Consider the following 11553-nt stretch of genomic DNA (forward strand, 5'->3'; position numbering starts at 1 on the left):
GGTGAGCCGGCTCTCAGAGCACGGCGCCGTGCATCACCACATCGCGGGAGGCCTGGTCGATGAGATCGGCGGGTACCTCATCGCCCCCGGCGTAGGCCACCACGCTGGAGGTCTCGATCCGGGCCTCATCGCCCACCGCCACGACGCAATCCACGGTGAACAGGTCGATTCCCGCCTTGGTGACGCGGTCGGTGATCCGGGCGCCGAGCGAGGCCACATCGCCGATCCGGATCGGCTCCACCTGCCGGACCGTCTGCGAGACGTGCAGGAGGCGGCCCACGTTGAAGTCGTCGATGACGTCGGCCATGAGCCGTGCCGCCACCTTGAACACGGGCTGCGCCACGATCAGCGGCGGGACGGCCGTGTCGTGCGGGATCACGCGGCTGTTCGCGTAGGGGACGTGCGATGCGCGCGTGGCACGCGCGTACGAGCGCACTCCCTCCGAATCGATAGCGTAGGTGTCCTCGAGCCAGACGGAGTAGTCGTCGCGGTTCATTCGCCGGACTGTACTCGCACAGCTGATTGTGCGATCGTGAGATCGAGGAGCGCCTTCATGCTGGCGTGCACGTCGGTGAGCGGGGAGATGTTGCGCGCGGCGCGTGAGCGCGCCACGGCACCCTCCACCGAGCTCATGAACACCGAGGCGAAGACGCGGGCGCCCTCCTCGTCGACCCCCGAGTCGACCAGTGCCACGGCGAACCGGCGCGCGCACTCGGTGTAGGCGGCGGTGGCCGCCTCCTGGACGCGGGGCTCACCGTCGGCCAGCGCGGCCGCCAGCAGCGGGCATCCCACCCGGAAATCGGACCGCACCAGGACCCGCTTCCACAGCTCCAGGAAGCGCCCGATCCAGTCGTGCGGCTCCCCCTTGCTGGTGGCGGCGTCGATGTAGCGCAGCAGGCGGCGGCCCGCGAGCGCGGTGGAGGCCTCCACGAGCTCGGCCTTGCCGCCCGGGAAGTACTGGTAGAGCGAATTCTTCGAGGCCTTCGAGTGGGCGGTGAGCTCCGTGAGCCCGGCATCGGCGAAGCCGTGCTGCCCGACGAGGGTGAGGGCGGTGTTCACCAGGCGCGCACGGGGACGCGGGCGCGGCTTGGGGGCGGTCGTCATTCCTCGCGATCCTCCTCGAGAAGCCATCGGGTCACGACCGGATATTGTGCCCGACCGCATGGCGGTGCTTGTTTGAACCGCTCGGTTCATGTTACCAATACTGCGTCGGTGAACCGAATGGTTCACCCGCACCGTCCCCCGAATGGAGTTACCGACGCATGACCGCCCCCGCCCGGATCGCCCCCGCTGCTCCCGCTGAGCAGCCGCACGCCGCCTACCTCGGAATCGGCGTCTACCGGCCGCGGCGCGTGGTCCCGAACTCGGAGATCGTGGACAAGATCGACTCGAGCGACGAGTGGATCAAGACCCGTTCGGGCATCGAATCGCGGAACTTCGCGAGCGACGACGAGACCATTCTGGAGATGTCGGTCAAGGCCGCGGAGCGCGCCATCAAGGCCGCGAACATCGATCCCGCGCTGGTGGACTGCGTCATCTCCGCCACCAACACCCGCCTCGAACTGGGTCCCTCGCTGGCGCCGCAGATCGCGAAGGCGCTCGGCCGCATCGGCATTCCCTCGTTCGACATCACCGCCGGCTGCTCGGGCTTCACCACCGCCGCCGCCGTGGGCACCGACCTGATCCGCGCCGGCACCGCCAAGTACGTGGTGGTCGTGGGCGTCGAGCGCCTGTCGGACCTGATCGCCGAGGACGACCGCACCTGCGCGTTCATCTTCGCCGACGGTGCCGGCGCCGCGGTCATCGGACCGTCCGACGAGGTGGGCATCTCACAGGTCTCGTGGGGAGCCGACGGCGACTACACCGGTGCGATCTACCAGGACAAGGACTTCGGCACCTACTTCGACGAGGTGCACGCCTACCGGGATGACACCGCGGGGACCACCGAAGCGCCCGTGCGTCCCTTCCTGCGCATGGAGGGCCGCAAGGTCTTCCGCTGGGCGGCCACCGCGCTCCTGCCCGCCTGCCAGGAGGCGCTCAAGCTGGCCGGCCTCACCTCCAAGGACATCGACGTCTTCGTGCCGCACCAGGCCAACCTGCGGATCACCCAGGTGCTCATCAAGGCCCTGGAGCTGCGGGACGACTGCGTCGTGGCCGAGGACATCGTGACCACCGGCAACACCTCCGCCGCGTCGATCCCGCTGGCCATCGAGGAGCTGCTGCGCACCGGCAAGGCGAAGCCCGGCCAGACCGCGCTCGTCATGGCCTTCGGCTCGGGCCTGGCCTACGCCGGACACGTGATCACGCTGCCGCCCACCTACGAGGAGGCCTGATCTCCGACGCCCCTCGGGAACCCGACGCCTGCCCCGGCGTACTGCGACCGCACACCGCGGCCGACGGTGCGCTGGTGCGGGTGCGACTTCCCGGCGGCAGGCTGACCCCGGCCCAACTGGAGACCCTCGCCGACCTCTCGGACGGCGACGACATCGAGCTCACCTCGCGCGGCAACATCCAGCTGCGCGGCGTCGCCGATGTGGACGCCGCTCGCGCCGCCCTGTCCGGCGCCGGGCTGCTGCCGTCGGAGACGCACGAGCGGGTGCGCAACATCGTGGCCTCGCCGATGTCCCGCGCCCTCGCCGACCGTGCGGCCGCCTTCGACGAGGCACTGCGCGGGCGCGCCGCCCTCGCCGCGCTCCCCGGCCGATTCCTGTTCGCCCTCGACGACGGCTCCGGCGACGTGGCCACGCTCGCCGCCGACGTCGAGACCCGCGACGGTGCGCTCCACCTCGACGGCCACCGCACCGACTTGCCCGGCACCGTCGAGCACATGCTCGATGCGGCGCAGGCCTTCCTCGACCTGCGCGCCGACGAATGGCGGATCCGTGACCTCCCCGACGGCGCCGCCCGGGTCGCGGCCGCACTCGGCGGCGTGATCCTCGGTCGCGACTCCCCCGCCGCGCCGCCCGCCCCGCCGGTCGGCTGGTTCGACCGGGACGACGGCACCGTGGCGCTCGGCGCCGGTGTGCGGCTCGGCCGCCTGCCCGCCCGCACCGCTCGTTTCCTGGCCGCCATCGACCGCCCGCTCACGGTGACCCCGTGGCGCACGATCCTGGTGCACGATCTCGACGACGGCGCCGCCGAGACGGTGGTGCGAGTACTGGCGCCGATGGGTCTGATCTTCGATGCGAACTCCCCGTGGCTGCGGGTGAGCGCCTGCGTGGGCGACCACGGATGTGCGCGCGCCGAGGCCGACGCGCTCGGGCACGCCGCCGGCCTCGTGGACGATCTCGACGCGGACGAGCGCGTGCACGTGGTGGCGTGCGAGCGGGGCTGCGGCGCACCGTCGGGTGAGCACCGGCTGGTGATCGCTCCCCCGGACCCGGGCGAATAGACTCCCGGGGTGCACGAGTACCTCACCGACGGCGCCGAGATCTATCGGCGCTCCTTCGCCACCATCCGCGCCGAATCGGAGCTGTCCGGGTTCGCGCCGGATGCGGAGACGGTGGCGGTTCGGATGATTCACGCCGCGGGCCAGACCGATCTCGCGACCGACATCCGGATCTCGGGCGGCGCGGTGGCCGCTGGGCGCACCGCGCTGCGGTCCGGTGCCCCGATCCTCACCGACGCGAACATGGTGGCCCACGGCGTCACTCGCGCCCGGCTGCCCGCCGACAACGAGGTGCTGTGCCTGCTGCGTGATCCCCGCGTCCCCGAACGGGCCGCCCGGATCGGCAATACCCGCAGCGCGGCGGCGGTCGAGTTCTGGGGTGAGCGGCTCGACGGTGCGGTGGTCGCGGTGGGCAACGCCCCGACCGCGCTGTTCCACCTGCTCAACCTGCTGCACGAGGGTGCGCCGAAACCCGCGGTGATCGTGGGCATCCCGGTCGGTTTCATCGGGGCCGCAGAATCCAAGGACGCGCTGGTGGCCGATGCGGCCGCGCTCGGCGTCGAATACATCACGGTGCTGGGGCGGCGGGGCGGCAGCGCGATCACCGCCGCTGCGCTCAACGCGCTGGCGCAGGAGGAGGAACTGTGAGCGGCACGCTCTACGGCGTCGGTGTGGGGCCGGGCGATCCGGAACTGGTGACGGTGAAGGCGGCACGGCTCATCGGCGCCGCCGATGTGGTGGCCTATCACAGTGCGCGCCACGGCCGTTCGAATGCGCGGGCGTGCGCCGAGCCCTACCTGCGCGGCGATCAGACTGAGCTGCGCCTGATGTACCCCGTGACCACCGAGACCACCGATCATCCCGGCGGCTACCGCGGAGCATTGGACGATTTCTACGCCGAGGCCGCCGAGCAGCTCGCCGAACACCTGTCCGCGGGCCGCGACGTGGTGCTCCTCGCCGAGGGCGATCCGATGTTCTACAGCTCGTACATGCACATGCACAAGCGGCTCACCGGCCGATTCGACTGCGTGATCGTGCCGGGAGTCACCTCGATCAGCGCCGCCGCCGCCGCGACGGGCGTCCCGCTCGTGGAGGCCGACGAGGTGCTCACCGTGCTACCGGGAACCCTGCCCGAGCCGGAGCTGCGCCGCCGCCTCGCCGACACCGATGCAGCGGCGATCATGAAGCTGGGCCGCACCTTCCCCGCGGTCGCCGCGGCGTTGGACGCCTCCGACCGGGCCACGACGGCCCTCTACGTGGAGCGCGCGAGCCGGACCGATCAGCGGGTGCTTCCGCTCGCCGAGGTCGCGCCCGACAGCGTCCCCTACTTCTCCACGGTGCTGGTGCCCGGGCCGATCAATGCGCCCGCCGCGCGGCCCACGCCGGGCGTCGTGGTGGTGGGGCTCGGCCCCGGCGACGAGGCGTGGACCACGCCCGAGGTGCGCCGCGTCCTCGCCGAGGCCACCGACATCGTGGGCTACCAGACCTACACCGACCGCGTGCGTCCCCGGCCCGGTCAGCGCGTGCACGCCTCGGACAACCGGGTGGAGGCCGAACGGGCGCGGCACGCCCTCACCCTGGCCGCCAACGGTGCGCGGGTCGCCGTCGTGAGCTCGGGCGACCCCGGTGTCTTCGCCATGGCCTCCGCCGTCGCCGAGGTGGCGGCCGATCCCGAGTTCCACGGCGTTCCCGTGGACGTGCTGCCCGGGATGACCGCCGCCAACGCCGTGGCCAGCCGGGTGGGCGCCCCGCTCGGCCACGACTACGCCGTGATCTCGCTGTCGGACTACCTCAAGCCATGGGCGGTGATCGAGGAACGGCTGCGGGCGGTATCCCGCGCCGATCTCGCACTGGCCGTGTACAACCCGGCCTCGAAGACCCGGCGTGAACAGCTCGTCCGGATGCGTGAGGTGCTGCTCGAGGAGCGACCCGCGAACACCGTGGTGATCCTCGGCCGCGCTGTCGGATCGCCCGACGAGGAGATCACCGTAACCACTCTGGCCGACCTCGATCCCGACACCGTCGATATGCGCACCCTGCTCATCATCGGGTCCTCGCGCACAGAAGTCACTGAACGTGCGGCCGGTCGCATCGTGCACACGCCCCGGCGATACTGAAGACACCGCAACCGAAGGAGAAGCACATGGCCAAGGCGTACTGGATGGCGTTCTACACCGAGATCCGCGATCCCGAGAAGGTGGCCGCGTACGCCGCCCTGGGCGGCCCCGCGATCACGGAGGCCGGTGGCCGGTTCCTGGCGCGCGGACTGCCCGCGGTGACCTACGAGGCGGGGATCAAGGAGCGCACCACGCTCATCGAGTTCGACAGCCTCGAGGCCGCGATCGCCGCCCACGACTCCCCCGCCTACCAGGAGGCCCTCGCCGCCCTCGGCGACGGTGCCGTCCGCGAGATCCGGATCAGCGAAGGCGCCTGACCTCGGTGAACACCCCGGTCCCGTGCCTGCCCCTGACAGGGGCAGGCACGTCCGTGGCCTGAGGATCACACTCGAGTACATGATCGAAGAGACCGCCCCGACGCTCGGCTCGTTCCTGCGTTCGCGCCGCGCCGCCGTCGACGCCGATGAACTGGGACTGGCGAGCTACGGCCGCCGTCGCGTGCCGGGGCTGCGCCGCGAGGAGCTAGCCGAATTGGCCGGCGTGTCCGTCAACTACCTGACGCGGCTGGAACAGGGCGCCGCCGTCAACGCCTCGGACGAGATCCTCAACGCGCTCGCCCGGGCGCTGCGGCTCTCCGAGGTCGAGCGGCTGCACCTACTCGAACTCGCGCATCCGTCCGGCGAGCGGGCCGCACCCATCGACCGTGCCGGTGCCGGTTTCACCGGAGTCCGGCAGCTCGTCGAGGCGATGGACACTCCCGCCGTGGTCCTCTCGCGCAATCAGGACGTGCTGGCCTGGAACCGGCTCGGCAACGCGGTGCTGGCCGCGCACGTGCCCTACGGGGCGGTCCACGACGATCCGCCGCCCAACAAGGTGCGCCAGACCTTCCTCGACCCGCAAGTCCGCTCGCTGTACGTGGACTGGGAGCACGAGGCCGAACTGTCCGTCGCCTCCCTGCGCTGGGTGTCGGCGCAGTTCCCGGCGGACCCGGATCTGCGGGCCCTGCTCGGCGAGCTCGTCCTGGACCGTGATTTCGCCCGGCTGTGGGCGCGTCAATCCGTCGAGCTGTGCACCAGCGGGCTCAAGCGATTCACCCATCCGTGGGTCGGCCGGATGGACCTCTGCTACCAGATGCTGCACCTCCCCGAATCCGACGGAGCCCGCATGATCGCGTTCAGTGCGGCCCCCGGCAGCGCGGATGACGACGCCCTCGCCCTGCTGCGGCACCGCGTCGACGGCTGACCGCCCACCCCCACTCTTCTTCTCCCCCCATCACCCACGGTGACCAGGCCTGTCCTGGCGCTGTGAGCTGTCCGCACGACATCGGAGTACGCCCATGCCCCTGCACGCCCAAGCCGCCGCACACCTGGCCGCCGTCGCCGACGCCCCGCCCCTCCACACGCTCACCGTCCCCGAAGTCCGGCACGCCATCCGCGGCTACCTCGGGATGCAGCGCCCCGCGCCCACCGTCGCCGAGGTCCAGTACAGCTACATCGTCGGTCCCGGATCCGCACTGCCCGTGCGCATCTACCGCGACGGACCGCCCGCCGGGCCGGTGATCCTGATGCTGCACGGCAGCGGCTTCGTCGGCGCCGATATCGAGGTGAGCGATCAACCGGCCCGGGTTCTGGCGCGCGACACCGGAGCCACGGTGATCACCGTCGACTACCGCAAGGCGCCCGAACACCCCTACCCCGCCGCGCTCGACGACGCCGCGGCCGCCCTCGACTGGATCGCCTCCGGCCAGTTGGACGTGGACACCGACCGGATCGCGGTGATCGGCGACAGCGCCGGCGGCACCCTCGCCGCGGCGCTGGTGCAGCGGGTCCGTGACAGCGGCGGCCCGCGCATCGCGGCGCAGGCCCTGATCTATCCACCGCTGCGGCCCGGCGACTACGACGCGATCCCCGCCGATGAGGTGGGCCTCTCTGCGCCCGACATGGATTGGTTCTGGCGCCAGTACCTACCGGACGGGCAGGACGGCCCCGGCCGCACCCCGTCCGGCGCCGCACCGCTGGACGCGACCGATTTCGCCGCCCTCCCACCGGCCTTCGTCGCGACCGCGGAGTACGACGTTCTGCGCGGCCACGGCGAGCGGTACGTCCGCGCGCTCACCGCCGCCGGTGTGCCCGCGACCCACATCGACTACCCCGGCACCCTGCACGGCTTCTACTGGATGGACGCCGTGCTCGACACCGCCCTCGACCTGCAACGCGACCTCGCCTCCTGGCTGCGCGACACCCTGAACGGAGCACGATGACCACCACCGACACCCGGCGCATGCACCCCGGCCTGATCGCCCTCGCCATGGGCGGATTCGGCATCGGCCTCACCGAATTCTCGATCACCGGCCTCCTCACCGATGTGGCGGCGGACCTGCGCGTCACCATCCCCGCGGCCGGCGGACTGGTGACGGGCTACGCCCTGGGCGTCGTCGTGGGCGCCTTCACCGTCACCCTCGCCCTCGTCTCCCGCCCACCCAAGGCGGCGCTCCAGATCTTGTTGGCCCTGTTCGTCATCGGGAACCTGGTGTGCGCCTTCGGACCCACCTACGAGATCGTGCTGGCCGGGCGGATCATCACCGCGCTGTGCCACGGCGGCTTCTTCGGGATCGGCGCCGTCCTCGCCGCCCGGTTGGTGACCCCCGAGCGGCAGGCCTCGGCCATCGCGCTGATGTTCGCCGGGCTCACCGTGGCCAACGTGCTCGGCGTCCCCGCGGGCACGGCGCTCGGCCACCGGTTCGGCTGGCGCGCGACCTTCGTGGCGGTGGCGCTGATCGGCGTGCTCGCGATCGCCGCGATCGCCGCCTTCGTGCCGAATCTCCCGCCCGCGACGACCTCGGTCCGGTCGCAGATCACGGTACTGCTGCAGCCGTCCGTCTGGATCGCCTGCGCGGTAACGGCACTGGTCTTCGGCGGACTGTTCGGCGCCTTCACCTACATCGAGCCGCTGCTGCGCGAGGTCACCGGTTTCGGACCCGGCGCGATTCCCTGGATCCTGGTCCTCTTCGGCGTCGGACTGTTCGCCGGGAACCTGGTGGGCGGGCGCGTCGCCGACCGGGACGCCGACCGCGGCCTGATCGTGTTCGCGGTGCTGCTGCCCCTCGCGATCGCCGCCGTCGCGGTGTGCGCGGGCTCGAAGCCGCTCGTCGTGCTCGCCCTGATGGTCATGGGAGCGGTCGGCTTCGCAACGGTGCCCGCCCTGCAGCTGCGGGTGCTCCGCAACGCCGGAACAGCCACGCTCATCGCCTCGTCGGCCAACATCGCCGCGTTCAACCTCGGCAACGCCGCGGGGGCGCAGTTCGGGGGCATGGGGATCAGCGCAGGCGGCGGCCCGACGATGCCGGTGTGGATCGGGGTGGCGCTCAGCGGCGCCGGCGCACTGCTCGCCGCCGCGAGCATCGCGTGGGAACGCCGCAACCGCGCCGCCCGACCCGACGCCCGGCTCGATCACGTGACGGCCTGACCGTTGCGCGTGCCGTCGGATCCGGAACAGCCGGACCCGGCGGCGCGTTGCACCCGGCATGGCATCGACCGAGTTCGACCCCCGCAGCCTGATCGCGACCAGTCGCATCGGCGTCCTCGCGACCATCCGCGCCAGCGGGATGCCGCAGCTCTCGCCCGTCACCACGGTGTACGACGCGGACGGCGACCGGATCCTGGTCTCGATGACCGCCGGTCGCGCGAAGGAGGCGAATCTGCGGCGCGATCCCCGCGCGGCGATCGAGTTCACCAGCGCCGACGGCTACGCCTGGGCCACCGCAGAGGGAACGGCCACGCTCATCGGCCCGTCCACCGACCCCGACGGTCCCGAGGTGGACGCCCTGGTCGACTACTACCGCAGCGGGGCTGGCGAGCACCCCGACTGGCGCGAGTACCGCGAGGTGATGGTTTCCGACCGTCGCGTGCTGTTGGTCCTGCAGATCACCCACGCCTACGGCGCCCAGCTGCGCTGAGCGCGCCTGTAGGTCCGTGACGGTCAGGCGGCCCCGAACCGCGCCACGGCCTCGACCGCCGATACCCGGCCGGCCGTCACCAGATCCAGGTTCGCCAGCGATGCGTCGTGCGTCGCGGGGTCGGCGGCGGCCACGCAGTCCTCGACCACGTGCACCACGAGTCCCAGATCGGTGGCGTGCCGCGCGGTCTGCTCCACGGTGAGGTTGGTGGCCACACCGGTCAGATACAGCGTGTCGATCCCGTGCTCCGCCAGCCATTCCGTCGCCGGACCGGCGAGCCCCGATAGCCGCTGGTTGTCGTAGACCGCGGTCGGCTGGTCGCGCATGACGGCGATGATCTGCGCCCCGTCCGCATCGGGACGGAAGGACTCCTGCGCGTCCCCAACCGCCTGCATGAACCCGGTGTTGCGTACCAGGTCGCCCTCGCCCTCGGGCACGGTGAAGCGGGTGAAGATCACCGGCACGCCCGCCGCGAGTGCCGCATCGTGGAAGGCCGCGGCCCGGTCCACGACGCCCGATTCGGCGACCGGCCCCGCCAGCATCGGGCCGAAGAAGCCCTCCGGTTCGATCACGTTGATCTGCCAGTGAAGGGCGAGGACGGCGTCGGTCATGCCTCGATCATGCCCGCCGGGCTCACCGTGCGGCCAGGAACTCCGCAACGTCGCCCGACCACCGGGCCGCCTCGTCCGGGGTGAAGATGTGGCCGGCACCCGGGTACTCGATCACCCGTGAATCCGCGATCGCGCCGAACTCGCGGCTGATCTCCGGCGGCACCAACCGATCACCGCCGCCCACCACCGCGAGGGTCGGGACGCGGATTCCGGACAGCAGCCCCGTCACATCCACCCGGCCGACGAGCTCCATGTGATCGGGCATGCCGGGCGGGATCGTCGCGGCGATCCCGGCACGGGCGGCCTGTTCGTCCTCGTCCGTCAGTGCCCGCAGGCCGGCATCCGAGGACACGGCCGTGAGCACCAGTGCCGTGAGTGCGTCCGTCGCACCCGCGGCCGCGAGGGCGCGGAAGGCGCCGCTCGTGGCGCGCACCCGCACGTCCGCGCGGGCCAGGCCCACGGTGAGCACCAGCGCCGAGACGTGCTCCGGATGACGCAGGGCCGCGGTCACGGCAACCGCGGCACCGAGCGAGATCCCGACGACGGGGAATCGCTCGGCGCCCCGCTCGACCGCGGCCGCCACGACGGTGTCCGCGAGCTGCTCGAGCTCGAGCGGGGCCGCGGCACGCGGGGTGCCACCGGCCCCGGGCCAGTACGGGCCCACGAACCGATGCCCGCCGACGGCGTCCATGAGCGGACCGAAGTTCTCGACCACACCCCCGCCCGCGCCGTGCGCCAGCGCGACGACGGGGCCCGTGCCCCGATCGACCACGTGCGAACCGGTCTCGGTGAGGATCTGCGCTGCCTGTTCGGAATACATGCATGCAGTGTCGGGGTTGACGCCGGTGTGAAGGTCAAGGACGAATTGCTCATCGGCGAGTTGTCGCAGGTCACGGGAGCGAGCGCCCGGTCGCTGCGGTACTACGAGGAGAAGGGCCTGCTCGCGTCGCGCCGGACCGCGGCAGGTTACCGGGTCTACGACCGCGACGCCGCTACCCAGGTGCGTCGCATCCGCGGACTGCTGGACGCCGGATTCGACTCGGCCGCCATCGCCGTCGTCCTGCCGTGCGTCCGCGAGGACCACGTCACCGTGGACCTGTGTCCCGCCGTCGAGGCCACGATGCGAGCGACCCTGGCCCGCATCGACGCCGAGTTCGAGGATCTCGCACGGCGGCGCCGGGAAGTGGGAGCGCTCCTCAGCTCGCCGGTTGGCGACTGAGCAGGTAATCGCCGCCGAATGCCACGGCGACCCCGGGGAGCACGTTGATCAGCAGGATCGGGAACTCCTCGCTGAAGGAGTAGCCGTGGCTCATCCCCACCGCCATGTTGATCGCCATCGCGACGGTCCAGACCACGGTGAAGGCGATCGCGGCGCGACGGGTGCCGATCGAATCGACCTTCCGGCCCACCGCCAGGAAGACGAGGGCGAGCACGATGCCGATCGAGACGATGATGACAGTGCGCATTTCCGGGCCTCCTGGC

Annotated in this window: 15 protein-coding genes; 10 read left to right on the top strand and 5 right to left on the bottom strand. The window is 71.6% G+C overall.

Features of this window, described 5'->3' with window-relative positions:
- Positions 1 to 13 precede the first annotated feature (13 nt).
- Together TTY48_RS16720 and TTY48_RS16725 are read right to left on the bottom strand one after the other, a co-directional pair.
- Entirely contained in the window at positions 14 to 496 is a 483-nt protein-coding gene (locus tag TTY48_RS16720) for a MaoC family dehydratase N-terminal domain-containing protein (RefSeq protein WP_220658786.1), read from the bottom strand.
- On the bottom strand, positions 493 to 1104 hold the full coding sequence (locus TTY48_RS16725) for a TetR/AcrR family transcriptional regulator (protein ID WP_220658787.1): 612 nt from the start codon (positions 1102 to 1104) through the stop codon (positions 493 to 495). Before TTY48_RS16725 ends, TTY48_RS16720 begins: the two co-directional genes overlap by 4 nt.
- A 158-nt stretch (positions 1105 to 1262) precedes the next feature.
- On the opposite strand from TTY48_RS16725, the gene fabH reads away from it, so the two are divergent.
- The 9 genes from fabH (at position 1263) to TTY48_RS16770 (ending at position 9460) form a co-directional block, all read left to right on the top strand.
- Positions 1263 to 2333: a beta-ketoacyl-ACP synthase III gene (gene fabH / locus TTY48_RS16730; RefSeq protein ID WP_220658788.1), complete on the top strand. Its 1071-nt coding sequence runs from the start codon at positions 1263 to 1265 to the stop codon at positions 2331 to 2333.
- 74 nt (positions 2334 to 2407) lie between these two features.
- Entirely contained in the window at positions 2408 to 3391 is a 984-nt protein-coding gene (locus TTY48_RS16735; protein WP_255585789.1) for a precorrin-3B synthase, read from the top strand.
- Between the two features lie 9 nt (positions 3392 to 3400).
- A complete protein-coding gene (locus TTY48_RS16740; RefSeq protein WP_220658789.1) occupies positions 3401 to 4036 on the top strand; it encodes a precorrin-8X methylmutase in 636 nt (211 codons plus the stop codon).
- The gene (locus tag TTY48_RS16745; RefSeq protein ID WP_220658790.1) at positions 4033 to 5505 is read left to right on the top strand and encodes a precorrin-2 C(20)-methyltransferase; all 1473 of its coding nucleotides are present in this window, start codon (positions 4033 to 4035) and stop codon (positions 5503 to 5505) included. The genes TTY48_RS16740 and TTY48_RS16745 overlap by 4 nt, the downstream gene beginning before the upstream one ends.
- Before the next feature lie 26 nt (positions 5506 to 5531).
- Entirely contained in the window at positions 5532 to 5822 is a 291-nt protein-coding gene (locus TTY48_RS16750; protein ID WP_220658791.1) for a DUF1330 domain-containing protein, read from the top strand.
- Between the two features lie 79 nt (positions 5823 to 5901).
- The gene (locus TTY48_RS16755) at positions 5902 to 6747 is read left to right on the top strand and encodes a helix-turn-helix domain-containing protein (RefSeq protein ID WP_220658792.1); all 846 of its coding nucleotides are present in this window, start codon (positions 5902 to 5904) and stop codon (positions 6745 to 6747) included.
- Positions 6748 to 6841: 94 nt separating this feature from the next.
- Positions 6842 to 7765, top strand: a complete 924-nt coding sequence (locus TTY48_RS16760) for an alpha/beta hydrolase (protein WP_220658793.1) — start codon at positions 6842 to 6844, stop codon at positions 7763 to 7765.
- Positions 7762 to 8970 (top strand): MFS transporter, encoded by a 1209-nt coding sequence (locus tag TTY48_RS16765; protein ID WP_255585790.1) that lies wholly within the window; start codon positions 7762 to 7764, stop codon positions 8968 to 8970. The genes TTY48_RS16760 and TTY48_RS16765 overlap by 4 nt, the downstream gene beginning before the upstream one ends.
- A 58-nt stretch (positions 8971 to 9028) precedes the next feature.
- Positions 9029 to 9460, top strand: coding sequence for a PPOX class F420-dependent oxidoreductase (locus TTY48_RS16770; protein WP_220658794.1), 432 nt, complete (start codon positions 9029 to 9031; stop codon positions 9458 to 9460).
- 23 nt (positions 9461 to 9483) lie between these two features.
- Here TTY48_RS16770 and TTY48_RS16775 read toward each other — a convergent pair whose 3' ends face one another.
- Positions 9484 to 10071, bottom strand: a complete 588-nt coding sequence (locus TTY48_RS16775; RefSeq protein WP_220658795.1) for a cysteine hydrolase — start codon at positions 10069 to 10071, stop codon at positions 9484 to 9486.
- 22 nt (positions 10072 to 10093) lie between these two features.
- A complete protein-coding gene (locus tag TTY48_RS16780) occupies positions 10094 to 10891 on the bottom strand; it encodes an alpha/beta fold hydrolase (RefSeq protein ID WP_220658796.1) in 798 nt (265 codons plus the stop codon).
- Positions 10892 to 10918: 27 nt separating this feature from the next.
- Here TTY48_RS16780 and TTY48_RS16785 point away from each other — a divergent pair, with 27 nt between their 5' ends.
- Positions 10919 to 11290, top strand: coding sequence for a MerR family transcriptional regulator (locus TTY48_RS16785; RefSeq protein WP_220658797.1), 372 nt, complete (start codon positions 10919 to 10921; stop codon positions 11288 to 11290).
- On the opposite strand, the gene TTY48_RS16790 is transcribed toward TTY48_RS16785, so the two are convergent.
- On the bottom strand, positions 11268 to 11537 hold the full coding sequence (locus tag TTY48_RS16790) for a hypothetical protein (protein WP_220658798.1): 270 nt from the start codon (positions 11535 to 11537) through the stop codon (positions 11268 to 11270). The genes TTY48_RS16785 and TTY48_RS16790 overlap by 23 nt on opposite strands.
- Positions 11538 to 11553 lie beyond the last annotated feature (16 nt).

This window comes from Tsukamurella sp. TY48 (assembly GCF_019656655.1).
GTDB lineage: Bacteria > Actinomycetota > Actinomycetes > Mycobacteriales > Mycobacteriaceae > Tsukamurella > Tsukamurella strandjordii.